Origin of the sequence: Thermoflexus sp. (assembly GCF_042408365.1) — a bacterium.
GTDB lineage: Bacteria > Chloroflexota > Anaerolineae > Thermoflexales > Thermoflexaceae > Thermoflexus.
The window spans coordinates 1-13,485 of record NZ_JBHOQJ010000183.1; the positions used below are offsets into that span (position 1 = coordinate 1).

12 protein-coding genes are annotated in these 13,485 nt (G+C 64.3%); 8 read left to right on the top strand and 4 right to left on the bottom strand.

Going from position 1 to position 13,485, the window contains the following annotated elements; all coding sequences use genetic code 11:
- Nucleotides 1-136: 136 nt before the first annotated feature.
- Together ACFMO5_RS08480 and ACFMO5_RS08485 are read right to left on the bottom strand one after the other, a co-directional pair.
- Nucleotides 137-1,048, bottom strand: coding sequence for a TIGR01777 family oxidoreductase (locus ACFMO5_RS08480; protein ID WP_376792315.1), 912 nt, complete (start codon nucleotides 1,046-1,048; stop codon nucleotides 137-139).
- Between the two features lie 137 nt (nucleotides 1,049-1,185).
- Complete coding sequence (locus tag ACFMO5_RS08485; protein ID WP_376792316.1) at nucleotides 1,186-3,639, bottom strand: penicillin acylase family protein; 2,454 nt, start codon at nucleotides 3,637-3,639, stop codon at nucleotides 1,186-1,188.
- A 225-nt stretch (nucleotides 3,640-3,864) separates the two neighbouring features.
- On the opposite strand from ACFMO5_RS08485, the gene lepA reads away from it, so the two are divergent.
- The 8 genes from lepA to ACFMO5_RS08525 all read left to right on the top strand — a co-directional run bounded on the left by lepA (nucleotide 3,865) and on the right by ACFMO5_RS08525 (nucleotide 12,720).
- Nucleotides 3,865-5,670, top strand: coding sequence for a translation elongation factor 4 (gene lepA / locus ACFMO5_RS08490; protein ID WP_376792317.1), 1,806 nt, complete (start codon nucleotides 3,865-3,867; stop codon nucleotides 5,668-5,670).
- Between the two features lie 381 nt (nucleotides 5,671-6,051).
- Entirely contained in the window at nucleotides 6,052-6,318 is a 267-nt protein-coding gene (locus ACFMO5_RS08495; protein ID WP_376792318.1) for a hypothetical protein, read from the top strand.
- 10 nt (nucleotides 6,319-6,328) lie between these two features.
- Entirely contained in the window at nucleotides 6,329-6,937 is a 609-nt protein-coding gene (locus tag ACFMO5_RS08500; RefSeq protein WP_376792319.1) for a zinc-ribbon domain-containing protein, read from the top strand.
- Between the two features lie 69 nt (nucleotides 6,938-7,006).
- On the top strand, nucleotides 7,007-7,534 hold the full coding sequence (locus ACFMO5_RS08505; protein WP_376792320.1) for a zinc ribbon domain-containing protein: 528 nt from the start codon (nucleotides 7,007-7,009) through the stop codon (nucleotides 7,532-7,534).
- Nucleotides 7,535-7,713: 179 nt separating this feature from the next.
- Complete coding sequence (locus ACFMO5_RS08510) at nucleotides 7,714-9,654, top strand: hypothetical protein (RefSeq protein ID WP_376792321.1); 1,941 nt, start codon at nucleotides 7,714-7,716, stop codon at nucleotides 9,652-9,654.
- Between the two features lie 539 nt (nucleotides 9,655-10,193).
- Complete coding sequence (locus ACFMO5_RS08515) at nucleotides 10,194-10,583, top strand: hypothetical protein (RefSeq protein ID WP_376792322.1); 390 nt, start codon at nucleotides 10,194-10,196, stop codon at nucleotides 10,581-10,583.
- Between the two features lie 10 nt (nucleotides 10,584-10,593).
- Complete coding sequence (locus ACFMO5_RS08520; protein WP_376792323.1) at nucleotides 10,594-11,568, top strand: PrsW family intramembrane metalloprotease; 975 nt, start codon at nucleotides 10,594-10,596, stop codon at nucleotides 11,566-11,568.
- A 126-nt stretch (nucleotides 11,569-11,694) separates the two neighbouring features.
- Entirely contained in the window at nucleotides 11,695-12,720 is a 1,026-nt protein-coding gene (locus tag ACFMO5_RS08525) for a PrsW family intramembrane metalloprotease (RefSeq protein WP_376792324.1), read from the top strand.
- A gap of 130 nt (nucleotides 12,721-12,850) precedes the next feature.
- Here the strand turns inward: ACFMO5_RS08525 and ACFMO5_RS08530 are convergent, their stop codons facing one another.
- Both ACFMO5_RS08530 and ACFMO5_RS08535 read right to left on the bottom strand, forming a co-directional pair.
- Nucleotides 12,851-13,156 (bottom strand): hypothetical protein, encoded by a 306-nt coding sequence (locus tag ACFMO5_RS08530; RefSeq protein ID WP_376792325.1) that lies wholly within the window; start codon nucleotides 13,154-13,156, stop codon nucleotides 12,851-12,853.
- A 105-nt stretch (nucleotides 13,157-13,261) separates the two neighbouring features.
- Nucleotides 13,262-13,399 (bottom strand): hypothetical protein, encoded by a 138-nt coding sequence (locus tag ACFMO5_RS08535; protein ID WP_376792326.1) that lies wholly within the window; start codon nucleotides 13,397-13,399, stop codon nucleotides 13,262-13,264.
- Nucleotides 13,400-13,485: the final 86 nt, after the last annotated feature.

The window sequence follows — 13,485 nt, forward strand, 5'->3', positions numbered from 1 at the left end:
TCCGATCTCGGGCGCCGAAAGCGCCCGGCTCGCCCCCAAACCCCCATTCATCACCCTCCGTGTCTCAGATTAAAAAGCCCTAGTGCTGGAAAGGCTTTCCCCGGAGATCCTCAGACCGATGCGGAACGCGAAGGCTTCAGCGAGACCACCCCAGGATGGCGCGCAGCGCCGATTCCAAATCGGGGTAGCGGAAAACGAAGCCTGCTTCTAACAATCGTCGGGGAAGTACAAACTGGCCGGTGAGCAGGAAATCGGCCCCTTCCCCGAAAACCAGCCGCAGGGCGAAGGCCGGCGCTGGCAGCCACGCCGGCCGCCTTAGGACCCGGCCGAGGGTCCGGGAGAACTCGGCATTGCTCACCGGCTGGGGGGCTGTCAGGTTATAGGGCCCATGGGCCTCCGGACGTTCCATCAGAAACTTCACCGCCTCCACCCAATCCGCCCGATGGATCCATGACCACCCTTGGCGCCCATTCCCAATAGGCCCCCCAAGGAACAACTGAAACCATGGAAGGAGACGGGCCAGGGCACCGCCGCCCCGGTCTAGGACCAAGCCGGTGCGCAGGATGACCCGGCGAACCCCCATGGCCTCCACGGGCTGAGTGCTGGCCTCCCACTCCACGGCCAGCCGGCCCAAGAAGTCGCCCCCGGGCGGATCCTCTTCCGTGAGCTGTTCTTCGCCTCGCGGGCCGTAGTAGCCGACGGCGGAGGCCTGGAGAAGGACCTGCGGCTTCGCTCGCGCAGCGGCGATCGCCTCGACCACGGCCCGACCGGCGTTCAGGCGGCTCTCCCGGATGCGCCGCTTGGCGGCTTCCGTCCACCGCTGCCCGATGCTTTCCCCGGCCAGATTGATGAGGGCGAAGGCTCCATCGACCAGTTCTTCCCACCCCGCGGCGGAGCGCCCATCCCACCGCACGGCCCGCACCCCTGGCGGAAGCACCGCCCGTTCGGGCCGCCGGGAGAGGACGATGACCTCATACCCTGCCTCCGCCAGGCGCTGGCTGAGAGCCTGACCCAGGAACCCTGTGCCTCCCGTGATCAGCACGCGCATGAAGGCCTCCTGCTCGTTTGGGGCACCCGCACAAGGGCGCCCACGTCAGGGCACCCCCAAGGGGTGCCCCTACCTTAGGATGCGAATGGCCTTTGTAGGGGCAGGCCTTGGCCTGCCCCGAGGCATGCCATCTTTCATCAACGCGGCTGCAGGATCAGAACCCCCTCCGCCACGCGTTCCACCTCCTCTCGAGCCCAAGGCATCGGGTGGTAATTCCCATTCAGCCACATGGGGATGAAGTCGTCGTAGTGCGGATGGTAGGGCAAGCCGGACTGGCCGGTAGTGTGGATGAAGCGGCTGTCGGACCAGTTCGCGGTCGAGGCGATGAAGCGTAGAGAGGGCAAGCTGCGCACTGCGAACCCCTTTTGGACGTTAAAGCCGATGTTGTTCACCGCCGCGCTGGTCCCCGGAGCCGGATAGGGGCCACGGTTGAAGATCGCTTCGATCGGCCGGATCCCTGACTGCCCCAAGGTGCCATGGGTAAACGTCGCGGTGTGCACCTTCCCCCACGTCCACGCCCGAGGATCATCCCCGAGGCGGGCCCGCAGCTCGGCCACCCCTTGTTCGAAGGCCCGTCGCACGATATCGTCCCGAGTCTCCCGTTGCGGCGTGCGATGGTCGTCCCACCACGAGAGATCCGGTTGGGCCAGCGCCCAGCGCGCCCAGTATCGGTTGTGGCTGCCGCCGGTGAGCAGCTCCCGCACGATCTCCTCTCCCAGCTCATCCGCCCATGCTTCGTGGAGCAAGTGTTTCAGGAAGGTTTCGAAGATTGTGGGCCCCGCGGAATCCGGCACAGCCCGGAAATCCCATGCCCGGAGGATCTCCTGCGCCTGACGGGCGAGGGGATCCTCGAAGGTGAGGTTCAGCACGTAGGGCACGATGGCCTGGGCAGCTAATGAGAAGGTGTCGTTCTGGATCGCCGCCATGTCATCGACGGAGAGTCGCTCCTTCGTGCGCAGGAGATCCGTGATCCGCTGCGCCCGATCGCCGTAATCCCACACGGCTGCCAGGAAATGCGGATAGGAGGGATCGACCACCGCGTTGTTCGCGGTGACCAGGAAGCCTTCCGGCGGGTCCAGCCGCCGCGGCATCTCTTCATAAGGCACGTATCCGGTCCATTCGTACTTCCCGGTCCAGCCCGGGACGGGCAGCAGGCCGTTCCCCTTGGCACGGATCGGGACGCGGCCGGTGGCCTGATAGCCGATGTGGCCATCGACGTCCGCATAGACGAAGTTCTGGCCAGGGACGTCCCAATCCTTCAGGGCCTCATGGAACTCCTCCCAGTTCCGGGCTTGGTTCAGGCGCAACAACGCGTGCACGATCCGCGAAGGCTCCAGCGCCGTCCACCGGAAGGCATAGAGGGTTTGGGTGCGGGTGAGGGCTTCCACCACGTCATTGATCACCGGGCCGTGGCGGGTGACCCGCACCGAGAGCCGAACGGGCTCGGCCTGGCCGGCCACGCGGATCTCCTCGGTGATCACCCGAACCGGCTCCCAGCGCCCCTGGAACTCCACTTCCAAGGGGTTGTCCGGGTTCGCCCGCTCCATATAGAGATCCTGGACGTCCGGGCCCAGGTTGGTCACGCCCCAGGCGATGCGGTCGTTGTGGCCGATGACCACGCCGGGGACGCCCGGGAAGGAGGCGCCGGCGACTTGGAGCGGACACTCCGGCGTGACCGGCTCGCAGTGCAAGGCGACCTCATACCAGATGCTGGGCATCTGGATGCTGAGATGGGGGTCGTTGGCTAAGAGCGGCTTGCCCGTGATCGAGCGGGAGCCCGCTACCACCCAGTTGTTGGATCCCGAATCCGGCCCTGCGCCCATGGTGAGCCGCTCCAGTTCGCGTCCGAGGTCCAGGAGGGTTCGGATCGCGTCCTCTGGGGGTGGGGTTTCCACCACGGAGGTTGGCACGATGACCGGCCGGTCCGCCGGATACGGGAGCACCAATTCGCCCAGGCGATCGGGGCCGATTTTCTCCACGATGCGGGCGTTGAGGAGCTCGTCGTCCCAGTTCCCACCCAGATCCCACGCCATCACCTTGGCCCAGGCCACCGTATGGAGCGGCTGCCACGGCTCGATCTCCCAGCGCCGCCCGAAGAGGCGGAAGAGCGTGAACTCCAGGGGGAGGCGGTCCCGGTTCTGCTCGAGATACGCGTTCACGCCGGCCGCGTAGGCCTCCAGGACAGTTCGCACCTCCGGCTCTAAGGCTTCGAGGTCCTGCTGCGCCGCTCGGTTCCAGCCCAACGTGCGGATGAAGCGGTCCTGGTTCAGCGTGGTCTTCCCCAGCATCTCGGAGAGCCGCCCCGTCCCGATGTGACGCCAGAACTCCATCTGCCAGAAGCGGTCCTGGGCGTGGATGAAGCCTTGGGCCATGAACAGATCATGGAGGTTGGAGGCGTAGATATGGGGCACTCCCCATCGATCGCGGATCACTGTGACCGGAGCTCGAAGGCCGGGGAGGGAGATCGTTCCTTGGATCTGGGGGAAGGGCCGACGAGAGGCCTGGTAGAACCAAAGGGCGCTCCCCGCTGCGAGAAGGATCAATAGGAGCGCGAGGCCGATTCCGATCCGCAACAGCCAGCGTAGGAGCATCGCTGCCTCCTTAAATGGAATTTCATTGCCGGAGGGATCGGGTATTTGACATCGTCACCGGGCCCTGTTTATGATGAACTCGCCCAGAGGGCCCATGACGTGAGGCGGCCTGAGCTGTTCTCCATGATATGACCTAATGCGCTTTCAAGCAGTTTCCTTATGGGCATCTTCGAGGGCTGGGGACCACCCCTCCCTCTACCGCGTATCCTGAGCAGTAATGGGGAAATGAGCTTGGATCATATTCGTAACTTCTGCATCATCGCCCACGTGGATCACGGCAAGACCACCTTGGCGGACCGGCTCCTGGAGCGCACGGGCACGATCCAGCCCCGAAATGGAATGGAGCTGGTGCTGGATTCGATGGACTTGGAGCGGGAGCGGGGGGTCACCATCAAGGCCTCGGCCGTCCGGATGCAGTACGCCGCGCGGGACGGCAGGACCTACGAGCTGAACCTGATCGACACGCCGGGCCACGTGGATTTCTCCTACGAGGTGGGCCGAGCCATGGCCGCCTGCGAGGGGGCGATCCTTCTGGTGGACGCCACCCAGGGGATCGAGGCCCAGACCCTGGCCAACCTGTATCTGGCCATGGAGCACGACTTGGTCCTCATCCCCGTGATCAACAAGATCGATCTCCCTGCAGCCCGGCCGGATGAGGTGGCCCGGGAGATCGCGGAGCTCCTGGGGGTGCCTGAATCCGAGATCCTCCAGATTTCCGCCAAGCTGGGGATTGGGGTAGAGGAGGTCCTCGAGGCTGTGGTCCAGCGCATCCCACCGCCTCGCGGGGACCCGAACGCGCCGCTCCAGGCGTTGGTCTTCGATAGCCACTATGATCCCTACAAGGGCGTGATCGCTTACGTCCGGGTGGTCAACGGGACCATCGGGATGGGCCGGAAGATCATGGTGATGTCCACAGGGGTGGTCAGCGAGCCTGTGGAGATTGGAGTCTTCACCCCGGAGCTCACTCCCACAGGCCGCCTGGAGGCCGGCGAGGTGGGCTACGTCGCTACCGGCCTGAAATCCGTCCGGGAGTGCCGGGTTGGGGACACCCTGACCACCGCGGACCGCCCGGCCTCAGAGCCGCTGCCAGGGTTCCGCCCTCCCAAGCCGATGGTCTTCGCAAGCTTCTACCCGGCGGAGGGGGAGGATTACGAGGTCCTGCGGGAGGCCCTGGAGAAGCTGCAGCTGAACGACGCGGCCTTGGTTTTCCAGCCTGAGACCTCCCAGGCCCTGGGCTTCGGCTTCCGCTGCGGCTTCCTGGGGATGTTCCATATGGAGATCGTCCAGGAGCGGCTGGAGCGGGAGTATGAGCTGGACATCGTGGCCACCGCCCCCAGCGTGGAATATGAGGTGGTTCTGCGCAACGGCCAGGTGAAAACAATCACCCGCCCCTCGGATCTCCCGGATCCCTCTCTGATCGAGGAGATCCGGGAGCCGTGGATGAAGGTCACGATCATCACGCCGGCGGAATTCATCGGGCCGGTGATGGATCTGATCACCTCGCGGCGGGGAGTTTATCAGAACATGACCTATCTGGATCCCCGGCGGGTGATGATCGAGGCGGAAGTGCCTCTAGCGGAGTTGATCATCGATTTCTATGACCAGCTGAAGAGTCGTACCCGGGGCTATGCCTCGATGGATTATACGTTCATCGGCTATCGGGCGGGGGATCTGGTGAGGCTGGACATCCTGGTCCACGGCCAGCCGGTGGACGCCCTGGCCCTCATCGTCCATCGGGATGAGGCCTATCACAAGGGGCACGCGCTGGTGGAGAAGCTGAAGGAGGTGATCCCCCGCCAGCTGTTCGACGTGGCCATCCAGGCTGCCGTGGGTGGGCGGATCATCGCTCGGGCGACCATCAAGGCCATGCGGAAGGACGTGCTGGCCAAGTGTTATGGAGGCGACGTCACCCGCAAGCGGAAGTTGTTAGAGAAACAGAAGGAAGGCAAGAAGCGCCTCAAGATGATCGGCCGCGTCGAGGTTCCTCAAGAGGCCTTCCTGGCGGTCTTGAAACTGGGAAGGGAGACCTGAGGCTGCCCCGCTGGAGTGAAAAAGGGCTCCTCGTGGATGCCCTTTCAGGCAAGCTTTGTGCCCCGCTCGATACGCAGCGTTCATCCCATCCGCGCGGTTGCATCTCACCCTCTCCCGTAGGTGCCCCGATTTTCATCCCACCCCATCGCCACGTGCCAGGCTGCATCGACCCCGCGGTCTGTCCTCCTCCGGGAATCTGAGGCATGTCCATTAGAGACAGCAAATCCCCGCTGGGGTTTTGTTCGCAAGTTGTTCCTCAGCTCATGGAATCCTAAGGATGGCGGAGGCGGAACGTCTACGCAGGCTTTAACCCCTCCCTGGGAAAGCACGCCCTCCAGGCAATCGATGGGAACGCAGCCAGATCCCGATCAGGAGGCGCTCATGGCTCGGATCAGCTGGTTTGGTGAGGAGGGGGATGCGTTGTTCTTCGAGCGTTATCTCCATCGGATGGAGCCCTGGCAACAGGCCATCGCCGATGGCCGGGTGACCGCTGAGGAGATAAAAGCCCAGGCGGAGCGGGTGATCGCGTTGCTGCGGGACGAGCCTCAGCTTCCCGATGCCCTCCATGAGCAGGTGACCCGTCTGCTGCTGGAGCTGGCGGTGCTGAACGCCATGCAGGTCACGCTCTTTCTCCAGAACCAGCCATAAAGGAGGGGCCATGTCGGAGCAACAGGTCTTCCATGCGCCGAATCTGGATATGGGTCGCCTGGTCCAGGCCCTGTTGGACTGGTATCGGGCGGAGAAGTTTGAGGTGCAGGCGCTGGATCTGCCCCAAGGGGGCGTGGTGATCCAGGCCCGTCAGGAGGAGACATGGCGGAAGCTGCTGGGGGTCTCCTCCGCCTTGAACGTGGCGCTGCGCCGTGAGGGGGACAAGCTGATCGTCGAGGTGGGGGCTGGGAAGTGGGTGGACAAGGCGGTCGCGGCGGGGGCCGGCCTGTTCATCCTATGGCCGCTTCTCTTCACCGCCGCCTATGGCGCCTGGCAGCAGAGCCAGCTGCCCAAGCGCACCTTCGAGTTCATCCAGCACTTCATCGCCACCGGCGCAGCCATGCCGGTGGATGCGGCCGCTTGGTCCGCCCAGCGCTACCAAGAAGCCAAACGATATGTGGGCGGTCTTGAGGCGGCGGTTTCCTCTACCCCCGCGACATCCGGCGAGGCATCCACGCCCTCCTCTGTTGTTGCTTATCGGTTCTGTCCCTCCTGTGGGACGGAGCTTCCCTCCGGAGCCCGGTTCTGTCCCGCCTGCGGGGCGAAGATCGGCGCGTAGGCGTGGGATGCCGGATCAAGATCTCTGAACGCAGGCTCTCCGGGGCTACCTCGATTAGGGAGGGGCCGCATGAAAAAGATCCGGCATGCGCTGATGGGGGGACTGCTCCTAGTGGGGGGAGGAGCCCTCGCGTTGTATTTTGTGGCCGGTGGGGGGAACGTCGGGCTATTGGTGGGAGGAATCCTGCTCCTCTCGTTGGCCCTGAACTTCTGGCTGCTTCCCGCGGCGTTCCGAGGGTGGCTCTATGGATGGATCCCCGGGCTCCAGCGTGTCTCCCTCCCCACACCCCCTCCCCTCTCGGCCCCCTCGATCACCGCTCGGGTTCAGGATGAGGTGGAGAAGGCGGCTCAGGGGATCGCGCAGACTCTGGAGGGATCCCCACCGGCGATCCCAGCCGTCGGCGCACGAACGGCTTTCCGCTGCCCGCATTGTGGGCAGCGCCTGGATCCTAGGGAGACACGGTGTGAGGGGTGTGGCCAGCTGGTCCGCTTCCGATGTCCACATTGCGGCCGGGATGTGGAGCCGTCGTGGCTCCGATGCCCGGCCTGCGGCGGCGCGCTCCCGGCTGCGTGGGAGGCTGAGAGGAGGGTCAGGTGATGGGAACGGTGCGACGATGAAGGGGTGCACGCACCGGAACGCGAATAGGGCTCCTGGTGGCCAGCGGTTTCCTCCTGGAGGCTGTGAAGGGCCATTCCATCTCCCCACAGGAGCTCCGAACTGAACGTAGCCGGGCTGAATCGTTAATGAGAATTTTCGCTGAAGTGGACGAATCCGAGATGGGGCGCACGACGCGTGGACCTCGATCCTGGCATCCGAAGGCCTGGGTGGAGGATGGATGGTCAGAGGCGTACCGCGTCCTGCAGGATGCGGTACAGATTTTTATCTATGAATCCCAACGCAGTGGAGTGGGGTTGATCGCGGATCTGCTTCGCTTGGGGAGACGTGGGTGGGGATGGCTGCTTCTCCTTAGTGCCGGGATGGCCGTCGGCCTTCTCCTTCCCACGCTCGGCGTCTCTGCACAGGCCGTGGATCTCCTCGCCCAGCCCCTTGGGACCGGTATCCTCGCCCTCTGGGTGCCGTTCCTGTGGACGCTCATCCTGACCACCTTCGCCGCTCTTTCTCCGATCGCCCGGTTTCTGATCACCCTCTATTCCGCCTATTACTTCGCTCTACCCCCGATTGGAGCAGCCGGGCTGGAGATCGCGTGGATCCCTCTCCTCACGCTCTTTCTGTATGAGCGAGCGCATCCGAGATCCGCCTTGGCTGACTGGCGCGGGCGGATCCTGTGGGCCTTGGCCTTGGCTCAGTTCCCCCCGCATTTCGAGTTCCCCTTACCTTCCGCTTATCGGCTGTCGCTCAGCATTGCCCTCAAGACGGCGCTGGGAGTCGGCCTTGCGGCGATTCCCCTCTGGCCTCGGGCGCGGATCCCTCGGATGGCCCGCGGTGGGTTTCTATGGATCGGATTGACTCTTCCCTATGAAGTCGCGTGGGGGAAGGATGCGGCCGCCTTGTTTCAAGGCCTTCAGGGGTGGGTTGCTGGCCTATGGGGATGGAGCGTCCCGCTTTGGCTGTGGCTGGGAGCGAACCTGGTGGAAGAAGGCGGGCGGCTGGGCCGCTTCTATGGCCGGCGGGCGGAGATCTTCCGTCGCTATCCGGCTCTGCTACGGAGCTTACCATTCGTGGTTTTGGGGCTGAGCGTCTGGATGTTCTTGGTTCTGTGGCCGGAGGTTGTGAGGGAGGTTTTATGGGAACGCCTCGGCCTGGTGGGAGAGCGGGTCCTTTTGTTCTTCATACCCCTATGGCGGATGGTGCGGAGTTGGCCAGCCGATCTCTATCTGGCGGCTCGGGCGGCGACCGGGGCGGTGCTGATTCTGGGGATCGCCGGAATATGGATGCGGCGGCGGATGGATCCAACCCGCTTTGGGGTTCAGTATCTTTCCCTCCTCATCGGAACGATCGCCTTCCTCCTGATGTTTGGGCAATCTTTCTTTGAGGCCATCGACCTCGACCTCCCTCAGCAGTGGTGGCCCTGGCTGATGATCAGCTTGGGGTGGATTTGGGAGCCCCTCAAGGGGATCCGGGAGCTCACCGAGGAGGCGGAGGATCTCCTGGAGGCGATCTGCGCGCTCGTTCTGCTGCTGATGACCTTGGTAATGGCCCGCTTCCTGTTTGACCCGGAGGGGTTGCTCCGTGAGGGGGCGATCTGGCCGCTCTTGGGAGCGGCCGTGTGGGGGTTCCCGCTTCTGGTCTTGACGGCCCTCGAGGCCGCCCTCGGGGTGGACGGGACGGGCTCGCCGATCCGTCCCTTCCTGTTGGGATATACCCTGATGGTCCCCCTGACCTCGCTGCTTCCCATCGACACGCGGTGGCTGACCCCGATGGCGTTCGGGTTGGGGTCGGCGCTCTTGCCTACGGAGGGCCCCCAATGGGCGCGTTGGCTCCAGCGGGCGTGGATCGGGATCGGGGCAGTGGCCTTCCGGGTGGCCCCGTGGATCATCCCGCTCCCTGTGCTGCCGATGGCTGGAGCAGGCCTCGAGCGGCTGTTCGCCCGCGGATCCCTGGATTTCCTCAGCGGGGAATTCTTCCTGCTCCTTGGGGGCGCCTTGCTGGCCGCGATCCCCGCGACGTGGAGGGAGGGCCGCCTTGGGCGATGGGGGGGATGGCTTTTGGGGATCGGGCTATGGGCAGCATGGAATGGGGTCTGGCGGGTGGGATGAAGGGCCTCTGTTCACAGGTTGTTCCCGCTTCGAGCATACGCTTTGGGTGAGGACGAAGGGCCACTAACGGACCTCTTTGCGTTTGTTGAATTCTCCGAATGAGGAGGAACGTGATGAGCAGCGGCGCAGGGAGCGGATCGGGCAGCCGCCTACCGTTGGCCCTCGGCGGAGGGTGCGCGGGGCTGGCGCTGGTTGGACTGGCGTGCGTCGGGTTGTTCATATGTGGGATCTTGGCCCTTCCCGCTTTGGGCAGCCGGGGTCCTGTCCAACCCGCGCCACGACCTGGGGTTTCGCAACCGGGTCCCCGGCCGGGTTCTCAACCCGGTTCACAGCCCGGCCCTCAATCGGGTTCTCAACCGGGCCCGCAGCCGGGCCCTCAACTGGGCCCGCAACCAGGTCCGCAATCCGGTCCCCAAGCGGGTTCCCAACCGGGCCCGCAGCCCGGCCCAGGGCCTCAATCCGGGTTCACGGTCGCCCGGGTGGGTGGATATACCTGTGACCTCAACACCAACCAATGCCGGGAGCTGGGGCCTGGGGAGGTGATCCAGGCGATCCCGCAAGGGGATGGGACCGTCGTTTTGCAGAGCGACGGGGGTGCGGTGCGGGTGGATCAGAACTGCCGCCTCGTGGAACAACCGGCCTACACCTTCTTCCCGTGTCCCTTCTTCCCGAACGTTCAGAGCTTCCAGGGGATCCTCATTACACCCCAGGGGGCGACGCCCATTAACTCTCCGTTTCAGTTTGTGTACTTCGATACGGACGAGTTCGATCAGGATGGGGAGATCAACGAGCCCGGATATTTCAGCCACTCGTCCGGGAGCGCGTTGTTTGTCGCCTATCGGCCCGATGGGTTGATTAAATTCGCTGGCTACATTGTGCAAACCAGGGAGTCCGCCTATCGTTATGTATTTTTCTACCAGCCTCAGTGAGGAGGGCGGGATGAGTTCGCAAGCGATCAATGCCATTGTGCTGGGAGGCATCAGCGCGCTGATCCCCACGGGGTTGTATCTCTTCCTCGTGTGGTGGTTCGATCGCTATGAAAAAGAACCCCTCCACTTGATCGGAGCCGCCCTCTTCTGGGGAAGCATCCCGGCGATGATCTTGGCGGCGCTGGCCCGCCCGGCGTTGCTCGGCCTGAGCGGCGCGTTGTTCGGAGGGGCGATGGGCGGCCTCTGGGGAAACGCCATCCTCCTCCCCATCGCAGAGGAGATTGCCAAAGGCCTCTTCCTCATCGGATTGTTCCTGTTCTACCGCCAGGAGATCGACAGCCTGTACGATGGCTTCCTCTACGGTTCCCTGGTGGGGTTCGCCTTCGCGGCCGCCGACACCATCCTCTCCGCCCCGGCGCGAAACTGGGGGTTGATCGGGGCGGCAGAGCGGACGCTGCTATTGGGCCTCGCCCACGCCTTCTTCACGGGGTGGGTGGGGCTGGGCTTCGCAGCCGCCCGTCTCAGCCACGGGGGGATGCGCTGGGCCGGGCCGGTCCTGGGAGGCTTGGTCGCCATCGGATTGCATATCTTGCGGAATTGGGCCCTGACCTACACCTTCTGGAATCCTAACCTCGCTGCCTTGGAGGCCGTGATCTACTGGTCTGGGGTTTTGCTGTTGGTGGGGATCTTGGCCTACGGGATGGCTCGGGAGGGAGCCTGGGTCGCCCGATACCTGGCGGATGAGGTGCGCGATGGGGTGATGCCGGCGGCCCTTTACGAGACCCTCCGCTCCCCCACTGCCCGGCTGGCTTACCGTTGGGGGCCGTTGTTGCAAGGGGATGTAGGAGCGTGGCGGCGGCGGGGGATGCAGCTCCAGGTCGCGGCCGAGCTGGCCTTTCGGAAGCATCAGCGCCAGGCTTTAGGGGAGACGGCGGTGGAGGCCGAGATCCGGCGCCTGCGGGAGATGTTGCGACAGCTGACTTAAGGGGGCGCTTTGAAAAGGGCCGCCGATGAGGCGGGCCTGGAGGATCCCCGTGGGCTCCGTGATGACTTCGGAGGACTGTCGAGGCGGTTGGATACCTCACCTGCAGCTCCGATGGAGGGAATGGACATGGAAGGCCAGGGTGGATTTCCCATTATTGCGTTATGTTTCATCCCCTTTTTAGCTTTCGGGCCGATGGTGCTTTATGCGCTGTTCGTGTGGTGGTTCGACCGCTTTGAGAAGGAGCCCCTCTGGCTCGCCGCGGTGGCCTTCTTGTGGGGAAGCATCCCCACGGTGTTGTTAGCCCTGTGCGCCCAGCTGCCCACTACGCTGCTCCTCGGCGCGGGGCTTGGCCAGGGGGCAGCGAGCGTCATATCTTCCATCATCGTGGCGCCGGTCACCGAAGAGCTCTTCAAGGGCCTTTTGGTGTTGCTGCTCTTTCTGTTTTATCGGCGGGAGATCGACAGCCTCTACGACGGCTTTCTGTATGGCTCGCTGGTGGGCTTCGGCTTCGCCGCGACCGAGAACGTGTTGTATTTCCTGGGCGCCGCCTCGGCAAGGGGGCTGGCCGGGATGTTTGGGAACTTCATCGCCCGGGCGATCCTCTTCGGCCTCAACCACGCCGCCTTCACCGCCCTCACCGGGCTGGGGTTCGCGGCTGCCCGTCTCTCCCGCTCACTCGTGGTGCAGATAGGGGCCCCGATCCTCGGCTTGGGTGGGGCGATCGCCTTCCATGCGCTGCATAACACCGTGGCCACCGTAACGGAGGCCGCCCAATCGCCGATCTTCTGTCTGCTCTGGCTGCCGGTGGACTGGATGGGCGCCCTGTTGGTTTTCGCCATCGCCATCTACGGCCTGTTCCGGGAGCGACAATGGATCCGACGGTACCTGCGGGAGGAGGTGGAGGCAGGGGTGTTGCCGGAGTCGGTCTACCGGGAGAGCGCTTCGTTCTTCGGGCGGATCACCGCTCGCGGGGGCGCGTTGCTGCGAGGGGATTTCCAGGGCTTCCGGCGGTTAGGGCGCCTGCACCATCTGGCGGCTGAGCTGGCCTTCCGGAAGCATCAACAGACGGCGCTCCAGGAGGCCCGGTGGGAGGCGGAGATCGAGCGCCTGCGCGCGGAGCTCCGGCGATGGACACAGGCACCAGCGGGGTGAGCCGCGCGGTGGGTTTTCCTACTTGAGAACAGCGCGGCGGTTGGTCAACCGGAGTCAACCGCTGCGCACTTTTGAAGGGCCTCAACCTCAGGCGATTCGGGGTGGCTTGCTGAAGATGCCTACGGAGAGCTCAGCGAAGCGCGGACAGCACTTGGACGGCCCGCCCAAAGATTCCTTTTGTGGAGGGGCCATTCACGAGGAGCAAACTGAGCACGCTCCCGCGTACCTGAATCCAAGCGTACAATGGGAAACCCTCCGAATCGAGGCCTGCAAAGACCCATCCGTGAGGGCTCGGCTTGAGGCCTGGCGCGAGTTTCCATTCCCGGGCCAGGGCTTCCGCGGCCTGGCGGGCCAAGTCCTCGTTGGCGTAGCGATAAAGGAAATGGCCCACTGCGCCAACGGAGAACGGCTGATCACCCAGAACCACCGCAAACACATGATATCCTTCCGAGAACCTCAAAGCGGGATGGTCCGGGGATTTTAGACTTTCCCTATTCAATGGGTGGGTGATGTCTGCCACACTGGTGATAGGGCCCTCCGTTCATTGGAATTCCTGCGGGAAGAGGCTGCGCGGCAGCGCCTGCTGAGCCAGGGGTTTCGGCGGAGAGGCGCGAACCGGAGCAACGCCCAGCGTCAGGCCCAGCACCAGGAAGAACGCGATCCGGCGGAATCGCTTCATAGCACACCTCCTGAGCCATCGATTTGCACCCCCCTATTGCTCCTCTCAGATTGGTTTTGGTCCCCTGGGGGTTTAGGGGCGAGCCG

Excerpts from the sequence above, each read along its gene's own strand:
- ACFMO5_RS08535 (WP_376792326.1), bottom strand. The coding sequence starts at position 13,399 with ATGAAGCGATTCCGCCGGATCGCGTTCTTCCTGGTGCTGGGCCTGACG.
- ACFMO5_RS08525 (WP_376792324.1), top strand. The coding sequence starts at position 11,695 with ATGGAAGGCCAGGGTGGATTTCCCATTATTGCGTTATGTTTCATCCCC.
- ACFMO5_RS08495 (WP_376792318.1), top strand. The coding sequence starts at position 6,052 with ATGGCTCGGATCAGCTGGTTTGGTGAGGAGGGGGATGCGTTGTTCTTC.
- lepA (WP_376792317.1), top strand. The coding sequence starts at position 3,865 with ATGAGCTTGGATCATATTCGTAACTTCTGCATCATCGCCCACGTGGAT.
- ACFMO5_RS08510 (WP_376792321.1), top strand. The coding sequence starts at position 7,714 with ATGGGGCGCACGACGCGTGGACCTCGATCCTGGCATCCGAAGGCCTGG.
- ACFMO5_RS08480 (WP_376792315.1), bottom strand. The coding sequence starts at position 1,048 with ATGCGCGTGCTGATCACGGGAGGCACAGGGTTCCTGGGTCAGGCTCTC.
- ACFMO5_RS08520 (WP_376792323.1), top strand. The coding sequence starts at position 10,594 with ATGAGTTCGCAAGCGATCAATGCCATTGTGCTGGGAGGCATCAGCGCG.
- ACFMO5_RS08485 (WP_376792316.1), bottom strand. The coding sequence starts at position 3,639 with ATGCTCCTACGCTGGCTGTTGCGGATCGGAATCGGCCTCGCGCTCCTA.
- ACFMO5_RS08500 (WP_376792319.1), top strand. The coding sequence starts at position 6,329 with ATGTCGGAGCAACAGGTCTTCCATGCGCCGAATCTGGATATGGGTCGC.
- ACFMO5_RS08505 (WP_376792320.1), top strand. The coding sequence starts at position 7,007 with ATGAAAAAGATCCGGCATGCGCTGATGGGGGGACTGCTCCTAGTGGGG.